The sequence below is a fragment of the Cognatishimia activa genome, from assembly GCF_017798205.1.
Taxonomy (GTDB): Bacteria; Pseudomonadota; Alphaproteobacteria; order Rhodobacterales; family Rhodobacteraceae; genus Cognatishimia; species Cognatishimia activa_A.
Genome location: NZ_CP060010.1, coordinates 968,098 through 986,850 on the forward strand (window position 1 = coordinate 968,098; position 18,753 = coordinate 986,850).

Genomic DNA, 18,753 nt, shown 5'->3' on the forward strand with positions numbered 1-18,753 from the left:
ACAGAGCTTCTGGCTTCTTATTTTGGGTTATGTCCACTATTAATGTGATTAACCTCGGCAAATCAGGCACCCGGCATGGCGACCCAACGTGACAACATGAGCTACAAAGACATCAAGCGCGTTGTCTTGGACCGCATCCAAAAACGGATTTGGGCCCCTGACAGCCTTTTGCCGAGCGAGATCGAACTGGCCGATGAGTTTTGCAGCACCCGCACCACAGTGAACCGCGCCTTGCGCGAATTGGCCGAAGAAGGATTTCTCGAAAGAAAACGCAAAGCGGGCACACGCGTCCTGAACGCGCCCTTGCGCAAGGCTCAGTTCACCATTCCGCAAGTGGGCGACGAAATCATCGAGGCGGGTCGGACCTATCGCTATTCATTGGTGAAACGAGAGGTCATCGACATTCCAAGCTGGCTGTCGGCGACGCTGGCCACGGGATCTGAGCAATCCGTTCTCTATCTGGAATGCATGCATTTTGCCGACAATACGCCGTTTCAATTCGAGGTACGCTGGATCGTGGTCGAGAGCGCCCCGGCCGCTTTGGATACAGATTTCACCCAAATCGGCCCGGGCGCTTGGCTTGCGCGGGAGTTGCCCTTCACGGATCTTGAAGTCTCGTTCAGCGCCTCCAAGGCCGACAAGCATATCGCGGAATTTCTGGACGCGCGCGACGGCGACCCGATCTTTACCACGCAGCGCACCACCTGGCTGCGTGCGCAGCCGGTGACTCACGCGCGGCTTTACTTTGCCCCCGGCTACAAAATGACCACGCGCCTATGAGCGCAGCATCTGCGCAAAGGCCTTCATCGAGTCCTTGGGCGTGCGTTTAAGCGTGTCAAAATCCACGTGCACGAGGCCGAAACGTTTTTCGTAACCTAGCGCCCATTCGTAGTTGTCGAGCAACGACCATGCGACGTATCCCGCGACTGGAACACCCTCTGAGATCGCTTGCTTGACCGCACCAAGGTGCTGGTTGAAATAGTCGATCCGAGCCTGATCCGGCACCACCCCATCCACGCAGACATCCGCATTGGCCATACCGTTCTCGGTGACAAAAAGCGGCAGGTCTCCGGTATATTCATCAGCCGTTCGCTTCAGAAATTTAAAGAGGCCTTCTGGGTAGATTTCCCACTCCATCTGCGTTTTGGGCAAGGGGCCTTCGATCTCGTCGTGATGCGGCCAGGGGCCGTCATTTGGTGCGAGAAGTTTGCGGGTGTAGTAGTTGATACCGCACCAATCCAATGGCTGGGAAATCGTATCGAAATCATCCTGCCACCCGTCGGGCAAGTAACGTTCGAGCTCTGCTAACACATTCTCGGGATAGGCTTTTTTAAACACACCCCCCAAGAAGAACCGATTGTAATATCCGTCATAAAGTTCTGCTGCTTCGGCGGCTTCAGCACTGTCATCCGCGGGATCTGCCCATTCGAGATTGAAGACGCCGCCGAGGTTTTTCATACCCAACCCACGCATGGCCTGGATCGCAGTGCCGTGCGACAAAAGCACATGGTGCATCGCCCGCGTGGCCGCGCGAATGTCTCGACGTCCGGGCGCATGGTGACCCAGGAAATGACTTAACCAGCTGACACACCAAGGTTCGTTGATCGGCGCGACTGAATACATGCGGTCCCCGATGCGACCCATGATGATCTCGGTGAAATCTGCGAACCACTTGGCGATGTCACCATTCGTCCAACCGCCTTTGTCCGCGAGGGCTGACGGCAGCTCCCAATGATAAAGCGTGGCCATAGGCTTCAACCCGCGTTCAAGCAGGGCATCCGTTAGGCGATCATAGTAATCCAACCCCTGTTGATTGACCGTTCCCGTCCCCTCCGGCAGGACCCGTGCCCAGCTTGTGGAAAACCGATAGGCGTCAAAGCCTGCGTCCTGCAGCAGGTCAAAGTCTTGTTCATAGAGGTGATAATGGTCACAGGCGCGCGCGCCATCCTCGGCCCGCACGACATTGCCGGGAGCCTTGGCGAATGTGTCCCAATGGGTTTCGCCAGCGCCACCAAATTGGTGACCTTCGATCTGATACGCAGAGGTGGCCGCTCCGAACAGAAACCCGTTCGGGAAATCGCGTCGTGTGAATTGCATGTTTAGTCTCCAGTTGGGGCCGGTCCTGTGGACCTGCCAACAACAAGTTCAGCTTCTAGAAGTATTTGCTCTGGAACCACTGATGGATCCTCGATCCGCCGTAAGAGCATTTCGGCCAGCACCCGCCCCGCTTGATGCACGGACGACCGGGTCGCGGTGAAGATCGGAACATCTTGCCCGTTACGCAGATAGGACAGCTCATCGTCATGAGTGATGACCGAGACATCCTTGCCAATCGTCAGCCCCGCTTCTTCGATTGCGCGCCGCACGCCAATTGCAGAAATCATCGAGGCCGCGAGGATTGCGGTCGGCGGGTCGGACAAGGCCAACATGTCGCGTGTTTCGTGGTGACCATAAACCTCGGTCATCTCGGCGCTGCGCATGAGTGCAGGATCCGGCGTGACACCACGCTCAGCCAGCGCCTCAAGGTATCCAGCGCGGCGACGTTGCGCGAAGTCCATGTCTTCGAGACCGTTGATCAAAGCGATGCGGCGATGCCCAAGATCCAGAAGAAACTCTGTTGCCCGCTTAAAGGAACGGCGGTTGTTCACATCGACCCAACTATAGTCCTGCCCAGCGCCCGAAGAGCGGCCATGCACAACAAAGGGTAGCCCGAGCCGCGTCAAAACCTCGATCCGCGCGTCGTTTACTTTTGGGCCCTGCACAATCACGCCATCGACCGTCCCTTTGCGCTTCAGATCTGTGTAGGCGCGTTCTTCGTCCCCATCGGTGACATGCGAAAACAGCATGTCGTAGCCTTCCTCGCCATAGACGCCAGCTGCTCCAGCCACGAAATCTCCAAAGATCGGGTTGACCATTTCATGCTGAGTCGAGGCAGGAATAACGTGACCAATGGTCATTGACCGGCCAGTCGCCAAGCTCGTCGCCCGCCGGTTCGGACTGTAGTTATGCTTGCGCGCCGCAGCCTCAACCCGCTCGCGCGTTTCCGCGTTCACCTCAGGATAGCCGTTCAGCGCGCGGCTGACGGTTGTTTGGGACAATCCCAAGATCTCTGAGAGCTCTTTCAGGTTCATACTGCGTCCAAAGCGGTTTCAAATTTCCTAAGGCGTACGATTCGCCTCAAAGGTTTACATCGGTTTTCGCGAACCACGCAAGAAAGTTAATTTTGTCCATATTTAAAAGGGGATTATTTAGAGTCTGAAATTTCCTTGTTGACATCCGGGCCGTCGTTAGCGCTATAAAAATGCCATTCAAAGCGCTTTGAAAGCCTTTGGAAACGAATTACGAGTTAGCGCGAGAGCGCATTTTGGGAGGAAAACCATGAAATCTGCACTTTACGCAGGCGCAGCGGCTATTGCCCTGTCCGCCGGTGCTGCTTCTGCCGGTGGCCATTTGGCATTTCCGGTGGGCGAAGGCCCCTTCAGCTGGGACAGCTACACAACCTATTCCGATGGCGCTCCGGACCTGTCCGGTCAGTCCGTCACCATCTCTGGCCCATGGCTGGCCCCAGAGGATGGCTTCTTTGACAACATGATCGCTTACTTCGAAGCAGCGACCGGCGCGGATGTGACCTACGTCGGCTCTGACAGCTTTGAGCAGCAGATCGTTATCGACGCCGAAGCAGGCGCAGCCCCCAACATCGCGGTCTTCCCGCAGCCGGGTCTCGCAGCAGACCTTGCGGCGCGTGGCCTTCTGAGCCCACTGCCAGCAGGCATGGGTGACTGGGTTGCGAACAACTATGGCGCAGGGTCTTCCTGGGTTGATCTGGGCACCTATGCAGACGCAAACGGCGCGGATCAGCTGTTCGGCTTCTTCTATAACGTGAACGTAAAGTCTTTGGTCTGGTACAACCCAGAAAACTTCGAAGACGCGGGCTATGACATCCCAACCACAATGGAAGAGCTGCGCGCTCTGACCGACCAGATCGTCGCCGAAGGTGAAACTCCATGGTGCATCGGTCTGGGTTCTGGCGCAGCAACCGGTTGGCCAGCGACCGACTGGGTCGAAGACATCATGCTGCGCACCCAGCCAGCAGACGTCTATGACGCATGGACCAGCAACGAAATGGCCTTCAACGACCCACGCGTCGTTGCTGCGATCGAAGAGTTTGGCTGGTTTGCACGTGACGACGCGAAAGTGTCCGGCGGCGCAGGCGCTGTTGCCTCCACCGACTTCCGCGACAGCCCTAAGGGTCTCTTCTCTTCGCCGCCACAGTGCTACATGCACCGTCAGGCGTCCTTCGTTCCAGCATTCTTCCCAGAAGATGTTGAGTTCGGCGTAGATGCGGATTTCTTCTACTTCCCATCCTACGCAAGCAAAGACCTCGGCAACCCGGTTCTGGGCGGCGGTACTTTGATGGCGATCACCAATGCGTCTGATGCGACCACCGAGTTCATGAACTTCCTGCAGCTGCCAATCGCTCACGAGATCATGATGGCGCAGACCGGCTTCCTGACACCACATAAAGGCGTCAACCTGCAAGCCTATCTGAACGACACGCTGCGCAAGCAGGGTCAGATCCTGATCGATGCGACCACATTCCGCTTTGACGGTTCTGACCTGATGCCAGGCGGCGTGGGTGCAGGCACTTTCTGGACCGGTATGGTCGACTATACTGGAGGCAAGGACGCTCAGACCGTTGCGGATGAGATCCAGGCCTCCTGGGATGCTCTGAAGTAAGATCTTCCTCCTGCTCTAGGGGCGGCATGACTTAGCCGCCGCCCCTAGGCTATCCTTCTCCTTAACAATTTCTCAACGGTACGAGGGCCCCATGCATCCAGCGCTTCAAGGCGTGATGACCATCGCAATTGGTGTGATTGGCTGCGTCGGATATTTCTACTTTTCAAACCTGTTTCTGGATAAGGTGCTCTACCCTGCCAAGGGTCCGAACGCCGGTCGCAACATCAACCGCGCCAACCAGATCCGCCCTTGGCTTTTCCTGTTTCCAGCCTTTTTCGCCCTGTCGCTCTATCTGGCCTATCCGGTGTTTGAGACTCTGCGCCTCTCGCTGACCGAGCGCCTTCCTGGCAATCGTTATGAGTTCGTGGGGCTTGAGAATTACACAAAGATGTTCGCGGAACCCAAGTTCTGGGAAAGCATGCGCAACAATATGCTCTGGCTCTTTGTGGTGCCTGCGGCCTCGACCGGCTTTGGTTTGCTGGCCGCGCAGCTGACGGACCGCATCTCCTGGGGCAACATCGCGAAATCTCTGATCTTTATGCCCATGGCGATCTCTTTGGTCGGCGCATCGGTGATCTGGAAACTGGTCTATGACGCGCGCCCCGAAGGCACCGAGCAGATCGGTATCCTCAACGCGCTCTATATCTTCTTTAGCGGCGGAGAGCCGCAGACCTGGCTGACCGTTCCCTTCTGGAACAATTTCTTCCTGATGATCGTTCTGATCTGGATCCAGACGGGCTTTGCCATGGTGATCCTGTCGGCCGCCCTACGAGGCATTCCTGAAGAAACCGTCGAGGCCGCGATTGTGGACGGCGCAAATCCGTTCCAGATATTTTTCAAAATCAAAGTTCCGCAGATCCGCAATACGATCCTTGTCGTCTGGACGACGATCACCATCGCCGTGCTCAAGGTCTTTGACATCGTTTTCGCCATGACCAACGGCCAATGGGAAACGCAGGTCTTGGCCAATTACATGTTCGACAAGCTGTTCCGTGCCAATGACTGGGGCATGGGGTCGGCAGCCGCCATGATCATCATGCTGCTCGTGACGCCGATCCTTGTCTGGAACGTGCGCAACGCGCGCCGAGAAATGCGCTGAGGGAGGGCGGATCTATGGACAATATTGCAGGCCAAAAATCGACGCTCACCTGGGTCGTACATATTTCGGTTGCTGCCCTGGTGGTGCTCTGGATGTTCCCGACGGTTGGGCTTTTTGTGTCATCATTCCGCACGACGGATCAGATCTCGACCGGCGGCTGGTGGAAGGCCCTGTTCCCGGCTGAGCAGAACCTGACGATCCGGGCGGCTGCGCCTGACACGCAGGTCAATATCGACGGCATGTTCGTGATCGAAGGTACGCTTTTCGAAGAAGGCTTTGACGCTGCAGTATCAAGCTGGGGCATCAGTTCCCGTGACATCAACGCTTTCGTTCCCGGCGAGACCGCAGAGTTGCGAAGAGGCGGCACGATTACCGTGGATGCAGCGGGCAACTACCGGATGGAAAACACCGAGGAGTTCTCGGGCTCTCGCGGCCAACGCGTCTTTGTAACAGCGACCACGCCACCAGAATTCACCTTGGACAACTACAACAAGATCCTCTTCAGTGGGTCGCCTTCGGAAAATATGGGGACCGCTTTTGTCAGCACACTCACGGTGACAATCCCTGCAACCATCATCCCGATCTTGATCGCAGCTTTTGCGGCCTATGCATTGGCGTGGATGGAATTTCCAGGCCGCCCGCTGTTGATCGCCTTCGTTGTGGGCCTCTTGGTCGTGCCGCTGCAACTTGCGCTGATCCCTTTGTTGAAACTGCACCTCGGCATTGGCATCGGCAAAGGCTACCTCGGCGTTTGGCTTGCACACACCGGGTTCGGCCTGCCGCTCGCGATCTATCTATTGCGCAACTACATGGTCGGCCTACCGCGCGACATCATCGAGAACGCGCGCGTTGACGGAGCCACGGATTTCCAGATCTTCACCAAGATCATCCTACCGCTGAGCTTTCCTGCGCTGGCCTCTTTCGCGATCTTCCAATTCCTCTGGACATGGAACGACCTCTTGGTCGCCAAGGTTTTCCTGATCGACGCCACCGGCCAGACCACCGTGATGACGAACCGCATCGTCGAGATGCTGGGCACACGCGGCGGCAACTGGGAGATCCTCGCCACCGCAGGCTTTGTGTCCATGGCGGTGCCCCTTCTTGTTTTCTTTGCAATGCAGAAATACCTGGTCCGCGGTTTGCTGGCTGGGTCCGTGAAATAGGACGAATTGAATGACTCAGGCAGCAGAACTCGCACCTGTTAAATCCACATCAAACGCCGATTGGTGGCGCGGCGGGGTGATCTATCAGATCTATCCGCGCAGCTTCCAGGACAGCAACGGCGACGGAATCGGAGACCTTAAGGGCATCACCAGCCGTCTTGACTACATCGAGTCCCTTGGGGTCGATGCGATCTGGATTTCGCCCTTCTTCAAATCCCCGATGAAAGACTTTGGCTACGACGTCAGCGACTATCGCGATGTCGATCCGATGTTTGGCACATTGGCAGATTTCGACGAACTGCTCGACAAGGCGCACGCCCGCGGCATTCGTATCATGATCGATCTGGTCCTGTCGCACACCTCGGATCAACACGTCTGGTTCGGCGAAAGCCGCAAGTCGCGCGACAATCCGAAATCTGACTGGTTCGTCTGGGCCGATCCTAATGAGGACGGCACGCCGCCCAACAACTGGCTGTCGATCTTTGGTGGCTCGGCTTGGCAATGGGACACACGTCGTGAGCAATACTTTCTGCACAACTTCCTCGCCTCTCAACCGGATCTGAACTTCCACTGTGTCGACGTACAGGACGCCCTTTTGGACGTGGCACGGTTCTGGCTGGATCGCGGTGTTGATGGGTTCCGTCTGGACACGATTAACTTCTATTTCCACGACAAAGAACTGCGCAGCAACCCGGCCCTGCCGCGCGAGGCCCGCAATGCCTCGATCGCGCCGATGGTGAACCCCTATAACCATCAGGATCACCTCTATTCCAAGAGCCAGCCCGAAAACATCGCGTTCCTGGAACGCCTCCGCGCACTGTGTGACGAATACGAGGGCCGCGCCTGCCTTGGCGAAGTCGGCGACGCCCAGCGCGGACTCGAGATCATGGGCCAGTACACCGACGGCGATAAGCGCATGCATATGTGCTATGCCTTCGAGTTCCTAGAGTCCAAACCCGCAACAGCAGATTTCGTCAAAGACGTGATGGACAAGCTGAACGCGGTGGCTAGCAACGCATGGGCCTGCTGGGCGTTTTCGAACCACGACGTGAAACGCCATGCGTCGCGCTGGAACCTGTCTGACGAGGCCGCAAAAACCTACGCCACACTGATGATGTGCCTGCGCGGATCAGCCTGCCTTTATCAGGGCGAGGAACTTGGCTTGCAGGAAGCGGACGTGCCGTTTGAAGCGCTACAAGACCCCTATGGCATTGAGTTCTGGCCGGAATTCAAAGGGCGCGATGGCTGCCGGACGCCAATGGTCTGGCAGGCACAGGACGAGTTTGCGGGCTTTGGATCCAGCAAACCGTGGTTGCCGGTCAGTGAAATGCAAGCGGCTATGGCCGCGGATCGACAGCAAGATGACCCGGAGTCGATGCTGAACCACTACCGCCGCGCGATTGCCCTGCGCCAATCAAACCCAGCCCTTGCAACCGGCGATCAACTGGATCTGGCAGCCGAAAACCGCGTTCTGAGCTTCACCCGTAAAAGTGAGGCGCAAACGATTTTCTGCGCCTTTAACCTGTCTGATGCGCCCTCAGAGGTGAATATGCCAGCCGGCGCATGGACCTCGATTGGCGGCACTGTCGGCGCCGTTGCGCCAAACTCCACCCTCACCCTTGCCCCCTGGCAATGCGTGATCGCGATAAAACAAGGATAGACCCATGGCTGACCTTAAACTGACCGATGTCGAAAAGACCTATGGCGGCAGCGTCAACGTCCTCAACAACATCAATCTGGACATCAAAACCGGAGAATTGATCGTATTTGTGGGCCCATCCGGCTGCGGTAAATCCACCTTGCTGCGCATGATTGCGGGGCTGGAAAAGATCACCGGCGGCGTGCTGGAAATCAACGGCGAAGAGATGAACGACATCCCGCCGGCCCAGCGCGGCATTGCGATGGTGTTCCAAAGCTATGCGCTCTATCCGCATATGACCGTGCGCGAGAATATGTCCTTTGCTCTGAAAATCGCGAAGAAGAGCAAAGCCGAGATTGATGAGGCCGTAACCCGCGCGGCCAAAATCCTGCAGTTAGACGAATATTTGGATCGCCTGCCCAAGGCGCTTTCTGGTGGTCAGCGTCAGCGGGTCGCGATTGGCCGTTCGATTGTGCGCGATCCCAAGGTCTATCTGTTTGACGAACCGCTTTCCAACCTCGACGCAGCCCTTCGGGTGGCGACGCGGATCGAGATCGCGCGTCTGAAAGAGGCGATGCCCGACAGCACCATGATCTATGTGACCCACGATCAGGTCGAAGCCATGACTCTGGCCAGCCGCATCGTGGTTCTGGCCAATAAGGGTATCGCGCAGGTGGGCACGCCGCTTGAGCTGTATGAAACTCCACAGAATGAGTTCGTGGCGCAGTTCATTGGTTCGCCCGCGATGAACCTCTTTGCAGGCGAAATCGTTGAGACTGGTGCGCAGACGAAAATCGCGCTGAAGAATGGCGGCAGCGCTGTGTGCAATTTGGCGACTTCTGACGGGGACAAAGGCCGGTCGGTCAATCTGGGTGTCCGCCCAGAGGATCTGACCCTCACCGACGGGGATGCGGTACTTTCGGGCGATGTGAGCTACACCGAAGCGCTTGGTGAGGTCACCTTAATCTATATCGACAAGGCAGAGGGCCAAGACCCTTACATTGCCAAACTTCCGGGTATCCACAAAAACCTGCGCGGCACGTCGGTGCGCCTGACGGCGGATCCCGCCAAGATGCACGTCTTTGACGCAACAACTGGCCTGCGCATGTAAGCCACAAATCTTTTGCGAGCGGGGCGTTTCTCGAACTATAGTTTCGAGAAACCCGAAGGAACCTGCCCATGCCCGCTCATCGCAAGGATCTCAGCCTCAAGTGGCTCGAGCTATTCCAGATCTGTGCGCGCAAAGGGTCTTTACAGGACACGGCGGCCGAAACCGGTTTGTCGATCAGCACGGTATCTCATCACCTCAAAAGCCTCGAAGATCACCTTGGCACTGCGCTGTTTGAACATAGCCGCAGACCGATGGTCCTGACGCCCAAAGGGCAGGTCTTCCTGCGCAACATCGATGATGCGTTGCTCGCGATCCGCAAGGCTCAGGCCGAGGCCTCATCAGGCAATCTAACCGAGGCGCGCTACTTGCGGATCGGCAGCATTGAAGATTTCGACAGCGATATTACGCCGGCGCTGGCTGTGCATATGGCACGTTTGATGCCCGAATGCGATTTCCTCTATCACACGGCCTCAAGTCGTGACGTTCTTGCCAAGTTGCGTGACCGAAAGCTGGACATGGGCATCACGGTCAGCCCGCCGGAACGGCTGCGCGATCTGGAAGAAAAACCTCTTCTGCGCGATCCCTTCGCTGTCGTCCTGCCGGCCAAAGGCGCGCCGAATGTGGATGAGATTTTTGCAGGCGCGGGCGATCTGCCGTTTCTGCAATTCACCAGCGATCTGATTATTGCGCAACAGATCGAGGCGCAACTGGCGCGCCTTGGCATTTCCATCCCAAGGAAATTTGCATGTGACAGCAACCAAACGCTGATGGCTATGGTCGCAGCGGGCGCAGGCTGGACGATCACGACACCGCTTTTGTTCGCCCGTGCCCGACGGTTTCAGCCGGATCTGGTGCTTCATCCCTTTCCGGGCAAGAGCTTTGGACGCCGGTTGTCTTTGGTCTGGACACCTGATTGCGCGCGGTCAGTTTTGCGCCAAATCGACACATTCCTGCGCGCGCGCATTGAAACGGATCTCATTGCCTCGATGCATGCGCAGGCTCCGTGGCTTAAGGGCCAATTTGGCCTGATCGACTAGGCCGAAAGAATGTTGAACCGCGCTCTAATTTCTGCGTCTTGCTCGGGAGTCAGATAGGCTGGATGATGCTCTGCGAGGATGGTTTTCGCCCTCTCGCGCGCCCGCGTCCAAGCATCCACAGATCCCGCGTCCGTCCATGCTTTGGGGTCATTCCGGTCCGCCAGATCGGGATAGAAATAGTCCCGCTCCATCGCCTCAAGCGTTTGCTGACCGCCCAGAAAATGCCCTTCGCCGAGAACCGCCTCGCAGATGGCGTCGAACCCAAGGCTGTCTTCGCTGACTTCAATCCCGCGCAGCGCGCGATAGGTGTTGGAGTGCATCTCATCGTCCAACACAAACCCCTCAAAACTGGCACCCAAAAGCGACGATGTCATGCCCGAGCTTTCGTAGATCAGGTTGCCCCCTGCCAAGGCCGCGGCCATCGACGTCAGCCCCTTTTCAGCCCCATATTGCGCATCAATTGCCTTGGCGTCGGTCATCGAACTGGCCACGCCCGACGGCAGCCCCAACCAGTTCGACAGTTGCGCTGAGGCCGCGTTGAGAACGGCGGTCTCCCCGCTCCCTCCGGCAAAAGCTCCGGTACGCAGGTCGATGACGAAGGGCCAGTTCGAAAAGATCATCGGAAAACCCGGCTGGATCGCATGGACCATAACTAGGCTTGCCAGAGTCTCTGCCAGCGACTGCGCCAGAAAACCAGCCAAAGGTGCAGGGGCCGTTGCACCCGCCTGCGCGGCGGTGATGCAGGACATCGGCACGTTGTGTTTGATGCATTCATAGACCACGTCCACCGCGTCCTCACCGTAGCGCATCGGTGAAATAATCGGGCTGATGTGGGCCTTTACAAAGGGGCGCTTGGCGAATTCACCAGGGCCTCCGGCGGCGATGTCAAACATCTCGACGATTGGGGCGACATGTTCGGCCAATGTGAATGCGGTCGCGGTGGGCTTTGTGGTGTTCTTGATCAAGGCATAGGCCGTGTTGATATCCAGATCATAGATATCCTCGACGTCCGTTGCGATGCAGCAGCGCGTGAACCAGCTGACATTGGCAAGCGTATCCTGAAGGCGTGTGAAATCATGCAGGTCCTGCAACGTCGACGGGCGATAGGCCTGCGTGTCGATATCAAGCGCCTGAACCGCGGCTCCTCCTGTCCCGAAGTAGACTTTATTGCCTCCGACCTCGATCGAGCGCGCGGGATCGCGGCCGTGCAGGACGAAGGTCTTGGCCGCTTGATCAATCGCGGCCTCAACGAGCGCAGGGGGAAAGAGAACCCGCCCGTTGCTGGCTTCCTCAGCACCGGCCGCCAGCAGATCTTTGCGCAAACGATCGGGCACCTCGCCCAAGCCCAGCTTAGCCAATAGAGCGAGCGTGGTGTCATAGATCTGCGAAAGCTCGCCTTCGGTGAGAGGCTTATAGGCGCCGCCGATCTGACCTGGAGGACAGGGATCGATCACGGGCTTCGCCGCCCGTTGCGCAAGGCGGGATTTGCGGCCACCTCTTTTGCTGCGTTGTATGTCCATGGATCTCACTGTGTTTGACCGGTTCAGTGAAAGCCGCATGCGGGTGTTTCGCAATCAGAAGCGTGTTGATTAGAAATATTCGAAATAGAATTTCTAAATTCTCAAACACCGCCGGTTTCCGTTGATCGCAAAGGATTTCTGGCAAACCTGAAGACTGCACCGCCTTTAGGAGTTCAAAATGAAGTCGCGCACGAAAGTTGTTGTCATCGGCGGAGGCATCGCCGGCTGCTCCACGCTGTATCATCTGACCCAGGAAGGGTGGAGCGACGTGGTGCTGGTCGAGCGCAATGAGCTGACGTCTGGGACAACCTGGCATTCAGCCGCGCAGGTAACGAACTTTGGCATGAACCAGACGATGGTCGGGCTGAAGTCCCACTCCATCGCGCTTTACAAAGAGCTGTCCGAAGACCCCGATTATCCGATCAACTATCATCACTGCGACGGCGGCATTCGGCTGGCCAATACGGCGGAACAAATGCAGGGCTATCACCACTTCGCCTCTATGGCGCGCGGGATGGATGTGCATTTCGAAGTCATCGACGCCGAGGAATGCGCGCGCAGGCATCCTTTGATTTCCACCGACAATCTGGTGGGCGGCCTTTGGGATCCTTTGGACGGTGACATCGACCCAGCGCAGCTCTGTCAGGCCTTGGCACGGCGGGCACGCAAGGCAGGGGCCGAGGTCTATCGCAATACGCCTGTGGTCGCCTTGACCCAGCACAAGGATGACACTTGGACAGTTCATACCGAACACGGCGACATAGACTGCGATATTGTCGTGAATGCATGCGGCTATCGCGTCAATGAGGTCGGCGCGATGATGGGCGTTCATCACCCGGTTGCCTCGATGGAGCACCAGTATTTCCTGACCGAAGACATCCCAGAAATCGTCGAGGCTGGCCACCGCATGCCCCTGCTGCGCTGTCCGATCAGCGACTACTATTGTCGTCAGGAAAAACAGGGTCTGTTGCTTGGGTTCTATGAACAGGATTGCAAACCCTGGGGCATGGATGGGATCGATCCGAACTTTGTGAACGCTCTGTGTCCTGACGATCTGGACCGCGTGACCGATGTTCTGGAAGGAGCTTTCGCGCGCATGCCTGCGCTGATGGAAACCGGCATCCGTACGGTGGTGAATGGTCCGATCACCTATACGATAGACGGCGCGCCTTTGGTAGGCAGGGTCCCCGGCAAGCGCAACGCCTTCTGCATCATCGGGCTGCGCGCGGGGCTTGGTGAAGGCGGCGGTCACGGCTGGCTCTTGGCGCAGCAGATCGTGCATGGTGAGGCATGCTATGACACGTGGTGTCTGGACCCGCGTCGTTTTACGGGCCACGCGAATGTGGAACTGACCTCGCTTAAGGCGATTGAGGATTATCAGAACGAGTTCCGTTTTCACTTCCCGCATGAACATCGCCCTGCGGGTCGACCTGCGAAAACCACACCGCTCACGCCGATTTTGGCGGCTGAGGGTGCTGAGTTCACTGTGGTGAATGGCTGGGAACGGGCAGAGTATTTCAAGCCAACCCCAGACTTTCACCCCTCCCTCAGTTTCCATTTTGACGAGGCCTTTGATGTCGTAGCGAAAGAGGTTACCGCCGTTCAAACCGGCGTTGGACTGGCTGAAGTCAATGGGTTCAACCGCATCGAAATCACAGGCAAGGATCGCCACGCCTTTCTGGACCGCATGTTCTGTGGTGCCGTAACGAAACGCGACGGGCGAGTCGGTCTGGGCTATCTGTTGAACCACCATGGCATGGTCAAAGCCGAGGCAACCGTTGCGAATATTCCGGCCTCTGATCGGGGACCAGACCGGGTCTGGTATGGCTCTGCCGCCGCTGCAGAGTTTCATGACATGGATTGGCTGACGTCACATCTGCACGATGACGAGGACGTTCAGCTCAAAAGCCTCACGAACGATCAAACCATATTGGTCCTCGCCGGTCCAAAGGCGCGCGATGTGATGTCAGAGGTCAGCCGAGGCGATTGGTCTAAAGAGGCTTTCCCCTGGCTTTCCGCGCGCGAATGTTTCATCGGCTTTGCGCCTGCGACAGTGATGGGCGTCAGCTTCTCAGGAGAGCTGGCCTATGAGATTCATGTCCCCAATGCCTCGCTCTATGCCGCCTATCTCGCTTTGCGAGCGGCGGGAGAGGCACATGGGATGACTCTGTTTGGCGCCCGCGCGGTGGAGTCCATGCGCATGGAAAAAGGCTTCCTTCACTGGAAGAGCGATCTGATCACCGAATTTGATCCCTTCGAAACCGGCTTGGATCGGTTTGTAAAAATGGACAAACCCGGTTTTGTCGGCAAAGAGGCCCTGATGGTGCGTCAATCTGAGGGCCCGCGCAAAATGCTGGCCTGCCTAGAGATTGATGCCGCCCATGCCCCCGCCCACCCGGGGGCGTCTTTGATGCAGGATGGGGCTGTGGTGGGCACGATCACCTCGGGCAACTGGGGGCATCGGGTTGGCAAAAACCTCGCCTATGCCTTTGTCGATCCGGAAATGGCTGCCGATGGTACCGAAATGGCGCTCGACCTTCTGGGCCAGCATGTGACGGCAAAGGTCATCACCGCCGTCCAGTATGATCCTGATCACAGCCGGATGCGCGCTTAGACCTTGTCGGGGTGCGCGTCTTGAAAGGCAGGAAGCGCGCCACAAGCGGTTTCGAGCGCTTGAATGCGCGGGCAGTCTTCATAAGGAACGCCCCAACGGTTGGCATTGTAGAGCTGAGGGATCAGACAAATCTCGGCCAGCCCAGGCGTTTCGCCATTCACGAAATCACCCTCGGGGAAGCCACCCAGCAGAGCCTCAAAAGCACGCAGCCCGGGGGCGATGAAATGATGCATCCAGTCGGTGCGCGCAGGTTCCTCGCCACCCGTCGCGTGCTTCATGACCGACAGGTTGCAGACCGGATGCACATCGACCGCAAGTGACATCGCCAAAGCACGCGTCGTGGCGCGCAACGCGGAATCCTGCGGTAGGAACCCCGCATCACGAGTCTCGTTCAGATAGTCGAGAATGGCCAACGACTGGGTCAACCTTTGGCCATCAATATCCAGAACCGGCACAAGCCCTTGCGGGTTGCGCGCCAGATGATCCGCACCACGATGGCTGCCATCCAGCAGGTTCACGGTTTCGATCCGATAGCTTTCCCCAAGCAGGTTCAGGGCAATGCGCAGCCGATAGCTGGCCGAGGATTTGGGGTAGTCCCAGAGGACGGTCTCAGTCATGGCATTGCCCTTTCACAGGTTTACTTTGGAAACGTCACGGCAGGCTTGATGGTGCCGACCACTTCGCCAAATCCGATTTGATAGCCGTCGCCCTTGGCAGCCCCTTTTAGGGTCAGGGTATCTCCGTCCTCGATAAAGGTTCGGACCTCGCCGGTGTCCAAGGTCAGAGGCTCTTTGCCGCCCCATGTCAGTTCCAAAAGGCTGCCGCGTTCGGATTTCTCTGGGCCCGAGATGGTGCCCGATCCCAAGAGGTCGCCTGTCGACATGGCGCAACCAGAGCTCGCGTGATGCGCCAATTGCTGCGCCGCCGAGTAATACATCCGGTTGTAGTTGGTCTGAGCAATCGTGGTCGCAGGCTTGCCTTCGGGTGCCATGGTGACATCCAACGCGATATCAAACAGCATCGGGGACGGTTCCTGCAGATAGGGCAGAAGGTCTTTTTCCCGCTCTGGGGTCGACGTGCGGAACGGTTCAAGCGCGGCAGGCGTGACGATCCAAGGGCTGATCGAGGTGGCAAAGGCTTTGGCCTGGAATGGGCCGAGTGGCTGGTATTCCCAGGCCTGAATGTCCCGCGCCGACCAATCGTTCAGCAGCACGTAGCCAAAGATCATCTCATCGGCCTGCGCGACAGAAATTGGCTGACCAAGCTCAGATCCGGTGCCGACAATCGCGCCCATTTCCAGTTCGATGTCCAGCCGCTTGCTTGGGCCAAAGCTTGGCATATCCGCGTCAGGCGCTTTCGTTTGCCCATTGGGGCGCACAACATCTGTGCCCGAGACAACGACAGAGGAGGCGCGGCCATTATATCCAATCGGAATATGCAACCAGTTCGGCGGCAAGGCGTTTTCCGGACCGCGGAACATTGTACCGACGTTCATCGCATGGTGTTTGCCTGCATAGAAATCTGTGTATTCGGTGACCTGAAACGGCAGGTGCATCTGCGCCTCAGCCTGCGCAACCAGCGGCGCCGAGGTATCACCGCCTTCGCCAAGCAGAGCGGTCAACTGAGCGCGCAAATCGGCCCAGACGCTTGGCCCCATCCCCATCAGCTTGTTCCAACTTGGCGCATCAAAGGCGGTCTCTGGCAAGGAGACGAGACCTTTGGCCTCCGCCTCGGTCAGATCCAGAATCATATCGCCGATCGCAACGCCACATCGCGCGGGTGCATCCCCAACAGAGAACACGCCATACGGCAGGTTGTTGAGCGGAAATGGTGTTTCTGCAGAATTTGCCGAAGGCACCCAGCTTGTCATCAAAGTCATTGTCATAGTCCTATTTCTTTCCTGGCGTGCCATCGAATTTCTTTTCGATGTCGGCCCAGCAATCGATGTAGTCGTCCTGCAAGGGGGCTTCGTTTGCGGCAAAGGCAGTCAGATGCTGCGGGAAGCGCGTCTCAAACATGAAGGACATGGTGTTGGCGAGATATTCCGGTTCCAGCTCTGCATTGGACGCGCCCTCAAAAGCCTGTTTGTCAGGCCCATGCGGCAGCATCATGTTATGCAGGCTCATGCCACCGGGTACAAAGCCCTCGGGTTTGGCATCATAGACGCCATAGATATTGCCCATCAGCTCGGACATGACATTCTTGTGGTACCAAGGTGGACGGAAGGTATCTTCGGCCACCATCCAGCGATCCCGGAACAGAACAAAGTCAATATTTGCGGTGCCTTCGACGCCGGAGGGCGCGGTGAGGACCGTAAAGATCGAGGGATCAGGGTGGTCAAACAGGATCGCTCCGACGGGGCAATAGGTGCGCAGGTCGTATTTGCAGGGCGCATAGTTTCCGTGCCACGCGACCACGTCCAGCGGGCTATGGCCGATCTTGGTTTCGTGGAATTGACCAGCCCATTTCACGGTCACTGTCGAGGGCACTTCGCGGTCCTCGAAGGCAGCTACAGGCGTTTTGAAGTCGCGGGGGTTCGCCATGCAGTTCGCACCAATCGGTCCACGTCCCGGCAGTTCGAACTTTTGACCATAGTTTTCACAGACAAACCCGCGGCACGGGCCGTCGATAACCTCGACACGATAGACCAAGCCGCGCGGGATCACGGCGATCTCTTGAGGTTCCAGATCGATCACGCCCAATTCGGTGCAAAACCGTAGACGACCTTCTTGCGGCACCACCAACAACTCGCTGTCGGCCGAGAAGAAATAGGCATCTACCATGCTTTCGGTGACCAGATAGATATGGCTCGCCATGCCGACCTGCGTGTTCACATCGCCCGCCGTTGTCATGGTTCGCATACCAGTCAGCCAGGTCAGAGGCTGATCGGAATGCGCCACGGGATCCCAGCGGTTTTGACCTAAAGAGGTCACATCCGGATCAACCAGTGGCGCGGATTTCCAATAGGGCAGATCGATCTTTTCAAACCGATGCGTGTGTTTCACAGACGGGCGGATCCGGTAGCACCATGTGCGTTCGTTCTGGTGGCTTGGCGCTGTAAAGGCCGTTCCAGACAGCTGCTCTCCGTAAAGGCCATAGTTCACCTTTTGCGGCGAGTTCATACCTTGAGGCAAGGCGCCCGGCAGAGCTTCGGTTTCAAAGTCATTTCCGAACCCCGGCATATAGCCGGCATGAGTCCCCACAGGCGTATCCGCAACGTGTAATTCAATCGAGTTTGCGCTCTTGGTCATGAGATAGTCCTTTTTGAAACTAACACCGACCTAGTAGTTGCTTTTGTAACTAACAACATTTATTTTCACGCAATGACTCACGATGACACTTTCGAACTTCAGGGCTTCACGCCCTATCTTCTGAACCAGGCTGCAGAGGCCACGGGGTCTCGGTTCCAATCTATCTACAAGTCCAAATACGGAATGCTGCGTACGGAATGGCGCGTGCTGTTCCACCTGGGCTGTTACGGAGACATGACGGCGAAGGACGTTTGCGACCGAGCTGGATTGCATAAAACCAAGGTCAGCCGCGCCGTAAGCGCTTTGGCTCAGAAGAGGTTTCTAGAGCGACATGAATTGCCCGAGGATCGTCGGCACGAACGCCTAACCCTTACACGCGCAGGCCGTCGCGCCTTTGAAGACCTCGTCGAGGACGCGCAAAATTTCGATCAGCAACTTATCGAGCACTTTAGCGAAGGTGAGATAGACACCCTAAGGCTGATGTTGAAAAAACTTGCTGAGCTCTAGGACGTCGGAAACTTTAAAAGTTTCCGACGTCGATTTCTTTCAAAGAAATCGCGCTGACGCTGGGTTAGCTTTCAC

The 18,753-nt window shown here is 57.2% G+C and carries 15 protein-coding genes; 9 read left to right on the forward strand and 6 right to left on the reverse strand.

Annotation, left to right across the window (positions count from 1 at the left end):
• Positions 1-75: 75 nt before the first annotated feature.
• Positions 76-780, forward strand: coding sequence for a UTRA domain-containing protein (locus HZ995_RS04695; protein WP_245168757.1), 705 nt, complete (start codon positions 76-78; stop codon positions 778-780).
• On the opposite strand, the gene HZ995_RS04700 is transcribed toward HZ995_RS04695, so the two are convergent.
• Together HZ995_RS04700 and HZ995_RS04705 are read right to left on the reverse strand one after the other, a co-directional pair.
• Positions 775-2,097 carry a GH1 family beta-glucosidase gene (locus tag HZ995_RS04700; RefSeq protein ID WP_209357515.1) on the reverse strand — a complete coding sequence of 441 codons (1,323 nt, stop codon included), beginning with the start codon at positions 2,095-2,097 and terminating at the stop codon, positions 775-777. The genes HZ995_RS04695 and HZ995_RS04700 overlap by 6 nt on opposite strands.
• Positions 2,098-2,099: 2 nt before the next feature.
• A complete protein-coding gene (locus tag HZ995_RS04705; RefSeq protein WP_209357516.1) occupies positions 2,100-3,131 on the reverse strand; it encodes a LacI family DNA-binding transcriptional regulator in 1,032 nt (343 codons plus the stop codon).
• A 247-nt stretch (positions 3,132-3,378) separates the two neighbouring features.
• Between HZ995_RS04705 and HZ995_RS04710 the strand changes: the two genes are divergently transcribed.
• The 6 genes from HZ995_RS04710 to HZ995_RS04735 all read left to right on the forward strand — a co-directional run bounded on the left by HZ995_RS04710 (position 3,379) and on the right by HZ995_RS04735 (position 10,786).
• On the forward strand, positions 3,379-4,737 hold the full coding sequence (locus tag HZ995_RS04710) for an ABC transporter substrate-binding protein (protein ID WP_209357517.1): 1,359 nt from the start codon (positions 3,379-3,381) through the stop codon (positions 4,735-4,737).
• A 91-nt stretch (positions 4,738-4,828) separates the two neighbouring features.
• Entirely contained in the window at positions 4,829-5,836 is a 1,008-nt protein-coding gene (locus HZ995_RS04715; RefSeq protein ID WP_209357518.1) for a carbohydrate ABC transporter permease, read from the forward strand.
• A 14-nt stretch (positions 5,837-5,850) separates the two neighbouring features.
• Positions 5,851-6,999 carry a carbohydrate ABC transporter permease gene (locus HZ995_RS04720; protein ID WP_209357519.1) on the forward strand — a complete coding sequence of 383 codons (1,149 nt, stop codon included), beginning with the start codon at positions 5,851-5,853 and terminating at the stop codon, positions 6,997-6,999.
• Between the two features lie 10 nt (positions 7,000-7,009).
• Positions 7,010-8,659: an alpha-glucosidase family protein gene (locus HZ995_RS04725; protein ID WP_209357520.1), complete on the forward strand. Its 1,650-nt coding sequence runs from the start codon at positions 7,010-7,012 to the stop codon at positions 8,657-8,659.
• Positions 8,660-8,663: 4 nt separating this feature from the next.
• Positions 8,664-9,749 carry an ABC transporter ATP-binding protein gene (locus HZ995_RS04730; protein WP_209357521.1) on the forward strand — a complete coding sequence of 362 codons (1,086 nt, stop codon included), beginning with the start codon at positions 8,664-8,666 and terminating at the stop codon, positions 9,747-9,749.
• Between the two features lie 68 nt (positions 9,750-9,817).
• Positions 9,818-10,786: a LysR family transcriptional regulator gene (locus tag HZ995_RS04735; RefSeq protein WP_209357522.1), complete on the forward strand. Its 969-nt coding sequence runs from the start codon at positions 9,818-9,820 to the stop codon at positions 10,784-10,786.
• On the opposite strand, the gene HZ995_RS04740 is transcribed toward HZ995_RS04735, so the two are convergent.
• Positions 10,783-12,306, reverse strand: coding sequence for a trimethylamine methyltransferase family protein (locus tag HZ995_RS04740; protein WP_209357523.1), 1,524 nt, complete (start codon positions 12,304-12,306; stop codon positions 10,783-10,785). The two genes, HZ995_RS04735 and HZ995_RS04740, sit on opposite strands and share 4 nt — an antisense overlap.
• 178 nt (positions 12,307-12,484) lie before the next feature.
• Between HZ995_RS04740 and HZ995_RS04745 the strand changes: the two genes are divergently transcribed.
• Entirely contained in the window at positions 12,485-14,920 is a 2,436-nt protein-coding gene (locus HZ995_RS04745) for a GcvT family protein (protein WP_209357524.1), read from the forward strand.
• On the opposite strand, the gene maiA is transcribed toward HZ995_RS04745, so the two are convergent.
• Genes maiA through hmgA form a run of 3 tightly spaced genes read right to left on the reverse strand, consistent with a single transcriptional unit; the run spans position 14,917 to position 18,171 of the window.
• Positions 14,917-15,537 (reverse strand): maleylacetoacetate isomerase, encoded by a 621-nt coding sequence (gene maiA / locus HZ995_RS04750; protein ID WP_209357525.1) that lies wholly within the window; start codon positions 15,535-15,537, stop codon positions 14,917-14,919. The genes HZ995_RS04745 and maiA overlap by 4 nt on opposite strands.
• Positions 15,538-15,557: 20 nt before the next feature.
• On the reverse strand, positions 15,558-16,799 hold the full coding sequence (gene fahA, locus HZ995_RS04755) for a fumarylacetoacetase (RefSeq protein ID WP_209357526.1): 1,242 nt from the start codon (positions 16,797-16,799) through the stop codon (positions 15,558-15,560).
• 10 nt (positions 16,800-16,809) lie between these two features.
• Entirely contained in the window at positions 16,810-18,171 is a 1,362-nt protein-coding gene (gene hmgA, locus HZ995_RS04760; RefSeq protein WP_209357527.1) for a homogentisate 1,2-dioxygenase, read from the reverse strand.
• Positions 18,172-18,243: 72 nt separating this feature from the next.
• Here hmgA and HZ995_RS04765 point away from each other — a divergent pair, with 72 nt between their 5' ends.
• The gene (locus tag HZ995_RS04765) at positions 18,244-18,678 is read left to right on the forward strand and encodes a MarR family winged helix-turn-helix transcriptional regulator (RefSeq protein WP_209357528.1); all 435 of its coding nucleotides are present in this window, start codon (positions 18,244-18,246) and stop codon (positions 18,676-18,678) included.
• The last annotated feature ends 75 nt before the right edge of the window (positions 18,679-18,753 follow it).